The sequence below is a fragment of the Micromonospora sp. NPDC000663 genome (assembly GCF_042898105.1).
In the GTDB taxonomy this organism is placed as follows: Bacteria; Actinomycetota; Actinomycetes; order Mycobacteriales; family Micromonosporaceae; genus Micromonospora.
In genome coordinates this window covers 1-13,889 of the sequence record NZ_JBIAYR010000009.1, presented here as the reverse complement: position 1 = coordinate 13,889, position 13,889 = coordinate 1, and the positions used below count along the sequence as shown (strand labels likewise).

Here is a 13,889-nt window from a genome sequence, read left to right as displayed (position 1 = left end):
GGGAAAACGCCCGCGCGGGGCAGGTCACCGACCGGCGGCGACGTTGGGGCGCCGGTCGGGCCGCGGATCGTGGTCGGTGAGGTCGCGCATCTGCCGTACGGGGGAGAGCAGCAGCACCAGCGGCGCGCACACCAGGGTCGCCGCGAAGACGAGCAGGGTGGTGCGGGCGCCGAGCGGGCCGGCGAGGATGCCGGCGACCAGCCCGCCGACCGGGATCGCGCCCCAGGAGACGAACCGCACGGTCGCCATCACCCGGGACAGCAGGTCGGGTGGGCTGGCGATCTGCCGGTACGTCCGGGTGGTCACGCTGAGCACCACGGTGCCGAGGGAGAAGACGATGCTGCCGGCGGCGAACGCGGCGTACGCCGACGAGCCCGTACCCGACGGGATCAGGAACGCTCCGGCGACAGTGGTGAACCCGGCGGCGACCAGCGCGCGGGCGGTGCCGATCCGGTTGGTGATCCGTGTGGTGAGGGCCGCCCCGACCAGCGCGCCGACGCCCTCGACGGCGAGCAGGACGCCGACCAGGCCGGCGGGCGCGTGCAGGTCGCGGACCAGGTACAGCGGGTGCAGCGCGAACTGTGCGCCGCAGACGAGGTTCATCGCCGTGGCGGCCCACATGCTCGGCCCCATCACCCGGTGGTGGGTGACGTAGCGCCAGCCCTGGTGGATCAGTTCGCCGACCGGGGGCCAGCGGTCCGGCGCCGGGACGCGGCTGGTGGGAAGGGTGCGCAGCAGGGCCGCCGAGACGAGGTAGCTGGCGGAGTCGACGAGCAGGGTGGGCACCGCGCCGAGAGCCTGCACGGCGAGGCCGCCGAGGGAGGGCCCGCTGAGCAGGGTGGCCGCGTGGGTGGCGGAGGTGAGGCTGTTGCGGGACTGCAACCGTTCCCGCTCGACGATGCTGGGCAGGAACGTCGCGTTTGCCACGTCGAACAGCACGTTGGCGAAGCTGACGACGAGCGCGGTGACCACCAGGTGGGTCACCGTGAGGTGGCCCCACCACCAGGTGAGCGGGATCGACGCCACGGCGACGGCACGGGCGAGGTCGGCGCCGACCTGGGCGCCGCGCAGCGGCAGGCGTTGCACGATGACGCCGGCGGGCAGGCCGATCACGATCCAGGCGACGTAGCTGGCCGCGGCGATCAGGCCCATCTGGAACGCGGAGGCGTCCAGGACGGTGAGCGCGGTCAGTGGCAGGGCCACGGCGCCGACCGCCGACCCGACCATGCTTGTCGTGCCGGCGGTCCACCAACGCCAGAACACCGCGGCGCGGTCGTCGACGTGCATGTCGCCGGCCCCCGTTCGTCGCGCCGATTCGTTCCGCCAGACCAGTGCGTTCCAATCTGGAACGGACTATAGTCGGGTCGGACGATCGGAGGAAAGCCGGTGCGACGGGAGGATCTCGCCGACGCTGACTGCGGCATCGCGCAGGCGCTCGGCGTACTGGGGGACTGGTGGACGTTCCTCATCGTGCGCGACGTCGCCGGCGGCACGACCCGCTTCGACGCGCTCCAGCGCGAGCTGGGTGTCAGTCGGCGTGCGTTGACCGAACGCCTCGCCGCCCTGGTCGAGCACGGCGTGCTGCGACGCCGCCCCTACTCCACACATCCGCCGCGGTACGACTACCTGCTCACCGCGAAGGGCGAGGGACTGTTGCCGGTGCTGATCGCCCTCCAGGACTGGGGAACGAGGCACCTCATGGGCGACGGAGACCTGACCGCGACCGCCGACGCCGAGTCGGCCGAGGCGCGCCGGGTGCACGACCTGATCGGCCGGCGGCTGCCGCAGGTCACCCTGCCCAGCCTCGACGGAGAGCCGGTGGCGGTCACCGCACCGGACGCCTGGAGCGTGCTGTACCTCTTTCCCGGGGCGTACGCGCCGGGGGCGGTGCAGAACTACCCGCCCGGTTGGGCGGAGATCCCCGGCGCCCGGGGCTGCACCCTGGAGTCGACCACCTACGCGCGGCGGCACCCGGAGTTCCGGGCGGCGGGGGTACGCGTCCTCGGCATCAGCACCCAACGACCGGACCAGCTCGCCGACTTCGCCGCGTACGCCGAGCTGCCGTTCCCGTTGCTGTCCGACCAGGACGGTCGGCTCGCCGCCGGGCTGCTGCTGCCCGTCTTCCGGGCCGGTGGGCAGACCCGGTTCAAGCGGCTGACGCTGCTTGTCGACCCGGCGTCGGTGGTCCGGGCGGTGCAGTTCCCGGTCACCGATCCGGCCGGCTCGGTCGACGAGATGCTCGCCCTGGCCCGTGTGCACGCGGTGGTCCCCGGCTGACGCTGGGCGTCGACCGGGGACCGTGCGGGTCACGCCGTCAGGCCGGAAGGGTCCAGCGCTGGTTGGTGCCGGCGAAGCAGTCCCAGATCTGCAGCCGCGTGCCGTCGGCGGAGCTGTTGTCCGTGGCGTCGAGGCACTTGTTCGACTGCGGGTTGCGCAGGGTGCCGTTGGACTGCGCCTGCCACACCTGGGCGCCGCTGCCGTTGCAGTCCCAGAGCTGGACCTTGGCGCCGTTGGCGGTCGAGCCGCTGGCGATGTCGGCGCACTTGCCGAGGGCGCGCAGCGTGCCGTCGCCGGCGACCGTCCAGGTCTGCGCGGTGGTGCCGTTGCAGGTCCAGAGCTGGATGGCGGTGCCGTTGGCGGTGCTGGCCGATGCCACGTCGACGCACTTGCCGCCGATGCCGGTGATCCGGCCGGTACGACCGCTCGGCGGCGGGGTGGTGCCGCCCATGATGGTGTCGTACATGGCGCTGACCAGCGAGGTCGAGCCTGTGGTGTCCTGCGACAGCTCCCAGTTCATGACGCCGCCGGCGTTGGCCAGGGCCCATTGCGTCTTGCGCTTGACAGTCGGGATGCCGTTGTAGCACTGCTGCGCGCCGCCGGCGGTGGTGCAGTCGCGGTTGGCGTTCGCCGGGTCCAGCGCGACAAGGGCGGAGTACGTGAAGTAGCCGGGACGGCTGTAGAACGGGATGCCGAGTACGGCCTTGCTGGCCGGCAGGCCCCGGGCCTTCCACAGGTTGACGCTGTTGATCGACCAGTCGTAGTTCGAGTGTGGGCTGCCGCCGTCGTACGCCATGATGTTGAGCCAGTCGACCTGGTTGAACACGGCTGGCTGCACGCCGTCGAGGTAGTAGCCCTCGCTGACCACGGCGGCGGTGAGCAGCTTGCCGCGACTGTGCATGGCGCTGCCGAGCTGCGTCATGAGCGCCGTGTAGTTGTTGGCCGAGGCGCCCGGGTCGGGGTACTCCCAGTCCATGTCGACGCCGTCGAGGTTGTACTGGTTGACGAAGGTGACCAGGTTGTTGACGAAGGTCGTCCGGCTGCCGGAGTTGGCGGCGAGGGCTTCGAACGCCGAGTCGTTGCCGTCGTTCCAGCCACCGACGGCGATCGACACCTTGACGTTGTTGGCGTGCGCCCGCGACACCAGCCTGGAGAGTTTGCTCGGGTTCTCCACCGCCCGCAGGCTGCCGTCGTTGTTGGGCAGCACGAAGGCGTAGTTGATGTGGGTGAGCTTGTTGTACTGGACGGTGTTCACGTCGCCGGCCCACGAGGGCATGTAGCCGACGCTCTTGAAGTTGTTCGGCAGCACCACGGCCTGCGCGGCAGTGGGGGCGAGGGTGAGGGTGGCGCCGGCGGTGGCCAGCGCGAGCAGGCCGGCGGCGAGGGCGCGGCGCAGTGGTGAGGACATCGGGGGCCTTCCCGTGGGCGGGGGACGACGCCCGCCCGCGCAGGGTTGTCGCGGACGGGAGGTGCGGCAGCAGGGACGGGTGGGCCTCGAGGCAGCCAAATCTTAAAGAGTGTTAACTGTCGGCGTCAATCAAAGTTTGTGGATTTCCTTCGTGCCTGTTGTCCGGATTCGAGCAACGCCCAAACGACCGTTAAGCTGAGGGGGTGGGAATCGACGAGCTGTACCCGCCCGATCGGCTGATCGCCGCGCAGCGCGCCACGGCCGCCGCCGGTCTGGACGCCCTGCTGCTCACCCCCGGCTCCGACCTGCGTTACCTGACCGGGTACGACGCCCACGTGGGGGAGCGCCTGACCTGCCTCGTGCTGCCCGCCGAGGGCGAGGCGACCCTGATCGTGCCCAGGCTGGAACGCCCGGCCGCCGAGGCGTCCCCCGCGCCGGCCACCGGCGTGCGCATCGTCGACCACGTCGACGGCGTCAACCCGTACCCCCTGGTGGTGGCCGCCCTCGACGGCCCGCCGGCGGCGGTCGGGCTCGCCGACCGGATGTGGGCCGAGCAGGTCCTCGCGCTGCGCGCTGTGCTTCCCGGCGCCACCCAGCGACTCGCCGGGGAGGTGCTGCGCGAGCTGCGGATCCGCAAGTCCCCGGCGGAGGTCGCGGCCCTGGCCGAGGCCGGCGCGGCCATCGACGAGGTGCACCGTCGGATGGGGGAGTGGCTGCGCCCCGGGCGCACCGAGGCCGAGGTGGCGACCGACATCGCCGCGGCGATCCGCGCGACCGGACACGTAAGCGTCGACTTCGTCATCGTGGCCGCCGGGCCGAACGGCGCCAGCCCCCACCACGGGACCTCCGACCGGCCGATCGGCGCCGGCGAGCCCGTGGTGGTCGACATCGGCGGCACCATGGCGTCGGGCTACCGCTCCGACTGCACCCGCACCTACGTGGCGGGAGCACCGGCCCCGGCCGACTTCGTCGACTACTACACGGCGCTGCGCGACGCCCAGCGGGCCGCCGTGGCGGCGGTGCGGCCCGGCATCACCGGCGCGCAGGCCGACGCCGCCGCCCGCGAGCCGATCGCCGCCGCCGGCTACGGCCCCGCGTTCCTGCACCGCACCGGGCACGGCATCGGCCTCGACGGCCACGAGGAGCCCTACCTGGTGGCCGGCAACGACAGGCAGTTGGAGGCCGGGATGGCGTTCTCCATCGAACCGGGCATCTACCTGGCGGGCCGGCACGGCGCCCGCATCGAGGACATCGTCGTCTGCACAACGGACGGCGTGCAACGGCTCAACACCACCCCCACGGAGCTCATCGCGCTATGACTGTCGACCGGATCCTCCCCACCGACGAGGCCCACGACCTGCTGGACCTCGCCACCGAGCTCGCCGACCGCGAACTCGCCCCGAAGGCCGCCGGCTTCGAGGAGCGCGCCGAGTTCCCCCGCGAGGTGCTGCGTACCCTCGGCCGGGCCGGCCTGCTCGGCCTGCCCTACCCCGAGGAGTACGGCGGGGCGGCCCAGCCGTACGAGGTGTACCTCCAGGTGCTGGAGGTCCTGGCCAGCCGCTGGCTCGCCGTCGCCGAGGCGGTCAGCGTGCACACCCTGTCCTGCTACCCGGTGGCCGCGTTCGGCAGCGACGAGCAGCGCAAACTGCTGCCGGACATGCTCGGCGGCGAGCTGCTCGGCGCGTACTGCCTCTCCGAGCCGCAGGGTGGCTCGGACGCGGCGGCGTTGAGCACCCGGGCCGTCCGCGACGGCGACACGTACGTCGTCTCCGGCACCAAGGCGTGGATCACCCACGCCCAGGTGGCCGACTTCTACAACATCTTCTGCCGCACCGGCGAGCCCGGTCCCAAGGGGATCTCCTGCCTGCTCGCCGACTCCGGCACCGCAGGCATCACCCCGCAGACGGCGGAGCGGACCATGGGGTTGCGGTCCTCGCCGGTGGCGCAGATCACGTTCGACTCGGCGCGGGTGCCGGCCGAGCGGCTGATCGGCGGTGAGGGCACCGGTTTCACCATCGCGATGTCCGCTCTGGACTCGGGTCGGCTGGGCATCGCGGCGTGCGCTGTCGGGCTGGCGCAGGCGGCGCTGGACTACGCGGTGTCCTACGGCCGGGAGCGGCAGCAGTTCGGCAGGTCCATCATCGACTTCCAGGGGCTCGGCTTCCTGCTGGCCGACGCGGCCACCCAGATCGCCGCGGCCCGCGCGCTGACCCTCGCGGCGGCCCGGCTGCGCGACGCCGGCCGGCCGTACTCGATCGAGGCGGCCAAGGCGAAGCTCTTCGCCACCGACATGGCGATGCGGGTGACCACCGACGCGGTGCAGGTGCTCGGCGGCGCCGGTTACGTGAGCGACCACCCGGTGGAGCGGTACATGCGCGAGGCCAAGGTGCTCCAGATCGTCGAGGGCACCAACCAGATCCAGCGGCTGGTGATCTCGCGGGCGCTCGCCAGGGGCTGAGACGGCGGGTCCACCGTCGTTCGTCGTCGCCGTCGCGGCGATTTCCCGGTAGGTTGCTCGCCGTGGAGGAGATCGACCGCGCCATCGTCGCAGCGTTGACCGCCGACGGCCGCCTGTCGTACACGGATCTGGCCGAGAAGGTGGGCCTGTCGGTGTCCGCCGTGCACCAGCGGGTGCGCCGGCTGGAGCAGCGCGGGGTGATCAAGGGATACGCCGCGCGGGTGTCGTTCGAGGCGTTGGACCTGCCGCTGACCGCGTTCGTGGCGATCCGGCCGTTCGACCCGTCGCAGCCGGACGACGCCCCGGAACGGCTGGCGCACCTGCCCGAGATCGACTCGTGCTACTCGGTGGCGGGGGAGGACTTCTACCTGCTGCTGGTGCGGGTGGCGAGCCCCGCCGACCTGGAGCGGGTGCTCCAGGAGATCCGTACGTGGGCGAACGTGACGACCCGCACGACTGTGGTGCTGTCCACGCCGTACGAGAACCGGCCGCCGAAGATCAGTGCCGGGGCGCCGAGTCGGTCGCGGTCCCGGGTGCCGGAGGAGCCGGCTGGTTCCACCGCAGGATGACCTGCCGGTCATGCTCGTGACCGAGCACACTTACCGTGGCGGTGTCCAGCCGCAGCCGTGCTCCGGCGGACGGGGGCAGGCCGATCCAGCGGGCCCCGAGCACCCGCAGGCTGTGCGCGTGGCCGACGAGCGCCACGGTGCCCCGGTCCAGCAGCGGGGTGACCCGGGCCAGCACCCGGTCGAGTCGCTCGCCGACCTGCGCGGGTGACTCGCCGCCGGGGCAGCCGTCGGTCCAGATGTTCCAGTGCGGCTGGTTCTCGTGGATGTCGACGGTGGTGCGGCCCTCGTACTCGCCGTAGTTCCACTCGCTGAGGTCCTCGTCGACGGCGTCGACGGTGAGCCCGGCGAGCTGCGCGGTACGCAGCGCCCGGGAGCGGGGGCTGGCCAGCACGCTCACGAACCGCCGGCCGGCCAGGAACGCCGCGAGGGTGCGGGCCTGCCGCTCGCCGTCGGGGGTCAGCTCCAGATCGGTGTACGAGGTGTGCCGCAGGCTGGCACTCCAGGTGGTCTCGCCGTGCCGGATCAGCAGGAGCTCTCCCATCCGATCAGTTAACCACCGCCACCCGGCCGGCACCCGGCGGTTGTGGTGTGGGCGGCGCCGCCCGCTCGACGGGCGGGCGCGGATCAGTCGGCGGGGGCGCCGAACCAGCGGGAGAGATGGCCGTCCAGGTCCTGCTGATCGTCGCCGATCCAGGCGACGTGACCGTCGGGTCGGAGCAGGACGCACGGGACGTCCACTGCCGCGGTCGGACCCGCGAGGTGGTCGACGCGGTCTGACCAGCCGCCGACGCTCAGGCGTCCGGTGCGGTCCAGCAGCAGGCCACGGCCGCGTTGCAGCAGCCCGTAGAGGTGGCCCTGTCGCACGTCGATGTCGGGCAGGCGGCGGCCGATCAGGTCGGGGCCCGGGCCGAAGTCGTACCTGATGTCGAGGGCGGTGATCTTCTCGATCAGATGGCGGTTCACCTCGTCGAAGTCCATCAACGTGGTGAGCAGCCTGCGCACGGCCCGCGCGCCTGGTGCGGTGGACAGCAGTTCCGTCTGGGCGCGGGTGTTGTCCAGCACCTCCTCGGCGACCGGACGGCGTTCTGCCTGGTACGTGTCCAGCAGGGTGTCGGGCGCCCAGCCGCGGATCTGGGCGGCCAGTTTCCAGCCCAGGTTGAAGGCGTCCTGAATGCCCAGGTTGAGGCCCTGTCCGCCGATGGGTGGATGGATGTGCGCCGCGTCGCCGGCCAGCAGCACCCGCCCGACCCGGTACCGTTCGGCGAGCCGGGTGGCGTCGCCGAAGCGGGACATCCAGCGGGGGGAGTGCACACCGAAATCGGTGCCGGCGATGGCACGCAACTGTTGTTTGAAGTCGTCGAGCGTGGCCGGCTTCGCGCGGTCGCTGACTCCCGCGGCGGGCACGAGGACGCTGTACATCCCCCCGCCCGCGGGCCGGAGCCAGAATCGATGATGGTTCTCGCGGATTCCGGCCACCGTGGCGGCGATCTCCTCCGGTGGCATACCGACCGACATCTCGCCCATCAGGGTCTCGTTCTGGGCTGGCTCGCCGGGAAATCCGACACCGAGCAGTTTGCGCACCGTGCTGCGCCCGCCGTCACAGCCGACGAGGTAGCGCGAGCGCAGTTGCGCCCCGTCGGCCAGCTCGACCGTCACACAGTCGTCGTCCTGCTGGAGGCCGGTGACCGCGCACCCGCGCCGGATCTGCGCACCGAGTTCGATCGCGTGCTCGGCGAGCAGCCGTTCGATGACCGGTTGCGGGATGCCCAGCAGATAGGCGTACGCCGAATCCAGGTTCGTCGGCGCGGGCTTGGCTATGGCGGCGAAGAAACCGCCGGCCGGACGCCGCCTGCCGTGCGGGAGGATGCGATCCAGCAGTCCGCGCATCGCCATCAGTTCGAGGCTGCGGATGTGCAGACCGACTATGCGTACGAACGACGTGGGGTCGTTCTCCTTCTCCAGAACAAGGACCCGCACATCGTGCAGTCGTAGTTCGGCGGCCAGCATCGCGCCGGTCGGCCCGCAACCGGCGATGATCACGTCGAAGTGCGCCGACGGCTCGGCGGTGAATGACAGAGGTTGCACAGGTATTGCCCTTCGGGGAGTGCCATCTGGCGTGGCGCTCCCGGCGACACCTACGTCAATCGCCCGACCGTGACGGGAGGGAGAGCACCCACATCGATACAGCGTTCATGGGTCTCACCTCCTCGGGCCGTGTCGCGGTCGTCCGCAAGCTACAAGCCCCGTCCGACGTGGCGTCCAATCCTTTTCCGACGACGCGCACAACCTATCTTCCTAGGATGCTCTAGCGGGTGTGCCAGCCGGCACCGCCGGTTTCGGCACCCGGAGAACGGGCAAGCGAGCCGGGACAACCGCCAGACCGAGGAGGCGCGATGAGCTTCACCGAGAAGGCAAAGAACAAGGTTGAGCAGATGGCCGGCGCCGCGAGAGAGCGCGTCGGCGACATGACCGACAACGAGCCGATGCGCGGCGACGGCGCGAGCCAGCAGTCGAACGCGCGAGCCAAGCAGGCCGGGCAGGGCATGAAGGACGCCGGCAGCAAGATCAAGGATGCCTTCAACAAGTGACCCGAGTGACCGTCGGAGCCCCGGGCAGGTGCTGCCCGGGGCTCCGACGCGTATGCCGCTAGGGTCGCGGGGTGACCGTGCTGCGTTCCCTTGTGTTGTTCGCGCTCGCCGCGCTGGCCGAGATCGGCGGCGCCTGGCTGGTGTGGCAGGGCTGGCGTGAACAGCGGGGTCTGTGGTGGATCGCGGCAGGCGTGGTCGCGCTTGGCTGTTACGGCTTCGTCGCCACCTTCCAGCCGGACGCGAACTTCGGGCGGATCCTGGCCGCGTACGGCGGGGTGTTCGTGGCGGGTTCGCTGGGCTGGGCGATGGTGGTGGACGGGTTCCGCCCGGACCGCTGGGACGTCGCCGGCGCGGCGCTCTGTCTGCTGGGCGTCGGGGTCATCATGTACGCCCCGCGCGGCGCCGCCGCATAACCCCTGGAGTCCTGATCACCGGTCGGTTCGGGGACGGTGAGCATCGTTCGCCTCTGCGATGATCTACGGCGTGATCCGACGTCGGCTCCGCCCGTTGTGTGGCGTACTGGTTGTGGTGGCCGTTGTCGGCAGTGCCGCCTGCTCGGCGTCACGGGTCCCACCGCCGGATCGGCCGGTCTTCGTCGGCTCGTCCGCCACGTCGTCCGCGCCGTCGGCCAGCGTCAGTCCCGCCACGGCGGCGTCCGCGGTGGCGGGAGCGACACCGACGCCGGCGACCTCCGTGCCGGGGGCGACGCCTGTGGGGACGCGGGCACCTGTGGTCGATCACGGGCCGCGGACCGGTGACAAGGTCGCGCTGACGTTCGACGCGGACATGACCGACGGAATGCTGGGCCACCTCCGTGCCGGCCGGGTGACGTCGTACGCGAACCTGCGGATCCTCGACCTGCTGGAGCGCGAGCGGGTGCCGGCGACGTTCTTCCTGACCGGCATGTGGGTGCGGCGGTATCCGGATGTGACCCGGCGGATCGCCGACAACCCGCGCTTCGAGTTGGCCAACCACACCTACGGGCACGCGGCGTTCACCGCTGACTGCTACGACCTGCCGCGGTTGCCGGTCGACGAGTTGGCCGGGGATGTGGCGAAGACCTTCGAGGTGATCAAGCCGTATGGGGGTCGGCAGACCCGGTACTTCCGCTTTCCGGGACTCTGCCATGACGCGGCGACGCTGGACGCTCTGGCGCCGCTGGGCGTGACGGTCGTCGACGGGGACGTGGTCAGCGGTGATCCCTTCGCGGCCGCGTGGAAGCCGCTGGTGCGGGCCGTGCTCGACCACGTCCGCCCGGGATCGGTGGTGATCATGCATGTGACCGAGGCGAACGCCGCGATGACCGACGAGGCGTTGCCGCACATTCTGGACGGGTTGCGCGAGCGAGGGTTGGTGCCGGCGCCGTTGTCCGAGGTGCTGGCCGCCGCCTGAGCGCGCCGGGGTGTCAGGCTTGTTCCGCGTCGACCAGTGGGTTGTCGTCGTTGCCGGGGCGGGTGGGCCGCCGGGCGTCGGTCACCAGCATCAGCACCAGGATGCCGATGATGGTGACGACTTGGACGGTCGCCGGGAGGACGACACCTATGGCGACGGTGGCCGCTGCCGCCACCGTGGCGGTGGGTCGGGACAGCGGGATGGGCAGGCGTAGGGCACGGCGGACGGAGGCCATGCCGACCAGGTAGAGCGCGACGCCGCCGCCGAGGGCGAGGGCGGCACCGGTGGTGGCCGGTTCGTCGGGTCGGACCACGGCGGCGTGGAGACCGGCGACCGTCGAGATGACGCCGAGCAGCAGCAGGAAGTGGGGAAACACGTAGGTGCGGGCGGCCATCCGGGTGCGAGCGGCGGGCGCGGATGCGGCCAGGGCCGCGGTGGCGGGTCGGGTGTCGCTGAAGTAGGTCCACCACAGGGCGACGGGTATGGCGAGGGCGAGGACGATCGCGGCGGCCGTTCCGGTTGTGAGCCGTTCGGCGGGTACGCCCAAGCCGATGGCGACGACGGATTCGCCGAGGGCGACGATGACGAGCAGGCCGTGACGTTCGACGAAGTGGGCGGGGCGCAGGTGGAAGGCGTCGGGAACGCCGGTCCAGGAGAGGCGGGGGAGCAGATAGGGCAGGACGGACTGGGTGAAGATGGCGGCGGCCCAGAGGGCGGGTACGGCGGGGCCGGTGAACGCGGCGGCGGCCAGGACGAGGAGTGCGCCGCCGAGGTTGTAGGGGGCGAGTCGGAGTGCGCCTGTGCGGGCGTCGGAGTGCAGGAACAGGGTGAGGTGTACGCCTACGACGATGAGGTAGCCGACGGCGAAGAGCACGCCGCTGTTGGTGAGGGCGTCGGGTAGGGCGACGGCGGTGAGCAGGAAACCGGCCATGCCGGCGAAGAGCAGCAGCTTGGTGGTGGTCTGTCGGGGTGGCAGGTGGTTGTTGAGCCAGGCGTAGCCGGTGTAGAGGTACCAGAGCAGGCCGAGGATCAGGGCGCTGCTGCCGAATCCGGCCCAGTTGAGGTGGGTTTCGAGGACGTCGGCGAGTTGGGTGACGGTAAGGACGAACACGACGTCGAAGAAGACCTCGTGGAGTGTGACCCGGTCGCCGGTGCCCGTGGCCGGGGCGGGCGGCGGGTGTCTCATGGTGGTGGACGCTAGTCGTCGGCGGTGAGTGGTGTTCCCGGGTTGAGGATTCCCCTGAAGGAGCGCCGTGGGTGGTGGTCGACGGTGCTTGGCCGCTGCTGGCGTTGCGAGTGGTTTTCGAGGGCTGTCACGGTTGGGGTCCCACCGGACATGGGGTGGATGTGAGCTCCGGCATTGAGTACTACGAGGACCGCTTCCGGCGCGTCTACCTTGAGCACTTCGAGCCGTTGTTGGCGTACGCGCTGCGGCGTGTCGCGCATCCCGAGGACGCGGCCGACGTCGTCGCGGAGACCTTCCTGGTCGCCTGGCGGCGTAGGCACGACGTTCCGGCCGACGGTGAGGCTCGGCTCTGGCTGTACGGGGTGGCCCGGCGGGTGTTGGCCAATCATCACCGGGGTGGGGTTCGCCGCCAGCGGCTGGGTGAACGGTTACGTGAGCAGATCACGGTCGCGGTTGCCGGCGATCCGGGCAGCGAGGTGCCCGAGCGGCTCGCTGTCCGGGTGGCGTTGGCGGGTCTGGGTGAGCTGGACCGAGAGGTGTTGATGCTCACCGTGTGGGAGGGCTTGCAGCCGCGCGAGGTGGCCGCGGTCCTCGGGGTCGGTCCCGCTGTGGTTCGGACGCGGTTGTCGCGGGCGCGAGCCAGGCTGCGCGGGCTAGTCGGTGACGACCTCGGACCGCCTGGACATGTACTCGACGTGCTGACTGCAGCCACCCGCAAGGAGGAGAGATGACCGAGGAACACCTTGACCGGCTGGTTCGTGACGCCGACCCCGCTCGGCTCGATGTCATCGAGGGCCTCGGCGGGGTGAGGCAGACCCTCCTGGAGGAAATAATGTCCGAGTCGACGCTGCAGCGCTTCGTGGAACCGCCGCAGCGGAAACGGCGTCCGGTACGTCGCTTCGCCGGTCTGGCGACGGCGGCCGCGGTGCTGGCCGGCGTTCTGTCCGCGTCCGTTCTGCTGCGCGATCCGGAGGGGGGCGGTGAGGCGGCTCCCGCGGCCACGACCGGCGCTCCGGTCGTCTACTCGCCGGTGGCGATGCGGGCCGCGGAGAACAATCCGCGGTTGCTGATCAACGAGCCTGGTTGGAAGGCGACCACGGTGTACGGGTTTGCCCAGGATTCTGGCACCATCGCGTTTCGTCGAGGCGATCGCGAGTTGGAGATGAACTGGTATCCGGCTGACGGTTACGCGGACCGTTACGCCGACCGGCTGGGCATCAGTCGGCCGGAGACGGTGCAGGTCGACGGCTGGCCGGGTGATCTGTTCCGGTATTCCGCTAGAGACTTCGCGGTGATCCTGCGTCCCCGCGACGGTGTGTTCGTGGAGATGCGTAGCGGGGACAACTGGTCCCGCAAGGAGTTCGACCGGGTCCTCGCGAACGTGGTCCGAGTGGATGCGCGTACGTGGTTGGGTGCGCTTCCGCCGGAGATCGTCGTTCCTGACCGGGTGCAGGCGCGGGCGGCCGAGGTGCTGGCCGACGTGCCGGTTCCACCGGGGTTCGACGTGGCGGAGCTGGCGGACGTCGGCGTCAACGATTCCTACCAGTTCGGCGCGGCGGTGACGTCGCGGGTCGGGTGCGGGTGGATCGCGGAGTGGGAGCGCGCGAGGGGGAGCGGGGACGAGGCCGCGGTGCGGCGGGCCGCTGACGCGTTGCGCAGCAGCCACGGGTGGCGGGTGCTGCACGAGATGAATGAGAGTGGTGACTGGCCGGAGGTGTTCTGGGAGTACGCCGACGAGGTCGCCGCCGGGAGTGTGCCGGACGGGTACCGGCAGGGGCTGGGCTGCGTCTGACCGCGTCGGGTGGATGAGGCGCCACCCCCCCCCGGAAGCGGGCCTTGCGGGGGGGGGGGGGCCCCCTGGTGGTTATGGGGTCGGGGGTCTCGCCGTCCGGTATATTGTTCGGGGGGCCGCGTCCGGTATCGTCGGTGCTGCTGTGCCCCTAAGGGGGGGCTGCGCGCCAGGGCGCAGCCACCAACCCCGCCCTCCGCCGCCGGTCTGCTGCGCAGCCCG

General features: G+C 71.2%; 14 protein-coding genes. 9 read left to right on the top strand and 5 right to left on the bottom strand.

Annotation, left to right across the window (positions count from 1 at the left end; genetic code table 11):
* Positions 1–24: 24 nt before the first annotated feature.
* Complete coding sequence (locus ACFY1S_RS24235) at positions 25–1,287, bottom strand: MFS transporter (protein WP_387122184.1); 1,263 nt, start codon at positions 1,285–1,287, stop codon at positions 25–27.
* 99 nt (positions 1,288–1,386) lie between these two features.
* Between ACFY1S_RS24235 and ACFY1S_RS24230 the strand changes: the two genes are divergently transcribed.
* Positions 1,387–2,277, top strand: a complete 891-nt coding sequence (locus ACFY1S_RS24230; protein ID WP_387122181.1) for a winged helix-turn-helix transcriptional regulator — start codon at positions 1,387–1,389, stop codon at positions 2,275–2,277.
* Between the two features lie 37 nt (positions 2,278–2,314).
* Here ACFY1S_RS24230 and ACFY1S_RS24225 read toward each other — a convergent pair whose 3' ends face one another.
* Positions 2,315–3,685, bottom strand: coding sequence for a glycosyl hydrolase family 18 protein (locus tag ACFY1S_RS24225; RefSeq protein ID WP_387122178.1), 1,371 nt, complete (start codon positions 3,683–3,685; stop codon positions 2,315–2,317).
* Between the two features lie 203 nt (positions 3,686–3,888).
* Here ACFY1S_RS24225 and ACFY1S_RS24220 point away from each other — a divergent pair, with 203 nt between their 5' ends.
* From ACFY1S_RS24220 to ACFY1S_RS24210, 3 genes are all read left to right on the top strand, one after another.
* Positions 3,889–5,004 (top strand): M24 family metallopeptidase, encoded by a 1,116-nt coding sequence (locus tag ACFY1S_RS24220; protein ID WP_387122175.1) that lies wholly within the window; start codon positions 3,889–3,891, stop codon positions 5,002–5,004.
* Positions 5,001–6,143: an acyl-CoA dehydrogenase family protein gene (locus ACFY1S_RS24215; RefSeq protein WP_387122173.1), complete on the top strand. Its 1,143-nt coding sequence runs from the start codon at positions 5,001–5,003 to the stop codon at positions 6,141–6,143. Before ACFY1S_RS24220 ends, ACFY1S_RS24215 begins: the two co-directional genes overlap by 4 nt.
* 62 nt (positions 6,144–6,205) lie before the next feature.
* Positions 6,206–6,712: an Lrp/AsnC family transcriptional regulator gene (locus ACFY1S_RS24210; protein ID WP_387122170.1), complete on the top strand. Its 507-nt coding sequence runs from the start codon at positions 6,206–6,208 to the stop codon at positions 6,710–6,712.
* Here ACFY1S_RS24210 and ACFY1S_RS24205 read toward each other — a convergent pair.
* On the bottom strand, positions 6,642–7,253 hold the full coding sequence (locus ACFY1S_RS24205; RefSeq protein WP_387122167.1) for a histidine phosphatase family protein: 612 nt from the start codon (positions 7,251–7,253) through the stop codon (positions 6,642–6,644). The genes ACFY1S_RS24210 and ACFY1S_RS24205 overlap by 71 nt on opposite strands.
* An 83-nt stretch (positions 7,254–7,336) precedes the next feature.
* Positions 7,337–8,719, bottom strand: a complete 1,383-nt coding sequence (locus ACFY1S_RS24200) for an FAD-dependent monooxygenase (protein ID WP_387122617.1) — start codon at positions 8,717–8,719, stop codon at positions 7,337–7,339.
* A gap of 386 nt (positions 8,720–9,105) precedes the next feature.
* Between ACFY1S_RS24200 and ACFY1S_RS24195 the strand changes: the two genes are divergently transcribed.
* The 3 genes from ACFY1S_RS24195 (at position 9,106) to ACFY1S_RS24185 (ending at position 10,692) form a co-directional block, all read left to right on the top strand.
* Positions 9,106–9,300 carry a CsbD family protein gene (locus ACFY1S_RS24195; RefSeq protein WP_387122164.1) on the top strand — a complete coding sequence of 65 codons (195 nt, stop codon included), beginning with the start codon at positions 9,106–9,108 and terminating at the stop codon, positions 9,298–9,300.
* A 71-nt stretch (positions 9,301–9,371) separates the two neighbouring features.
* On the top strand, positions 9,372–9,713 hold the full coding sequence (locus tag ACFY1S_RS24190) for a YnfA family protein (RefSeq protein ID WP_387122161.1): 342 nt from the start codon (positions 9,372–9,374) through the stop codon (positions 9,711–9,713).
* Positions 9,714–9,783: 70 nt separating this feature from the next.
* Positions 9,784–10,692: a polysaccharide deacetylase family protein gene (locus ACFY1S_RS24185; protein ID WP_387122158.1), complete on the top strand. Its 909-nt coding sequence runs from the start codon at positions 9,784–9,786 to the stop codon at positions 10,690–10,692.
* A 13-nt stretch (positions 10,693–10,705) separates the two neighbouring features.
* On the opposite strand, the gene ACFY1S_RS24180 is transcribed toward ACFY1S_RS24185, so the two are convergent.
* Complete coding sequence (locus ACFY1S_RS24180; RefSeq protein WP_387122155.1) at positions 10,706–11,878, bottom strand: low temperature requirement protein A; 1,173 nt, start codon at positions 11,876–11,878, stop codon at positions 10,706–10,708.
* Between the two features lie 161 nt (positions 11,879–12,039).
* On the opposite strand from ACFY1S_RS24180, the gene ACFY1S_RS24175 reads away from it, so the two are divergent.
* Both ACFY1S_RS24175 and ACFY1S_RS24170 read left to right on the top strand, forming a co-directional pair.
* Entirely contained in the window at positions 12,040–12,609 is a 570-nt protein-coding gene (locus tag ACFY1S_RS24175) for an RNA polymerase sigma factor (RefSeq protein ID WP_387122152.1), read from the top strand.
* Positions 12,606–13,670, top strand: a complete 1,065-nt coding sequence (locus ACFY1S_RS24170; RefSeq protein WP_387122149.1) for a hypothetical protein — start codon at positions 12,606–12,608, stop codon at positions 13,668–13,670. Before ACFY1S_RS24175 ends, ACFY1S_RS24170 begins: the two co-directional genes overlap by 4 nt.
* Positions 13,671–13,889 lie beyond the last annotated feature (219 nt).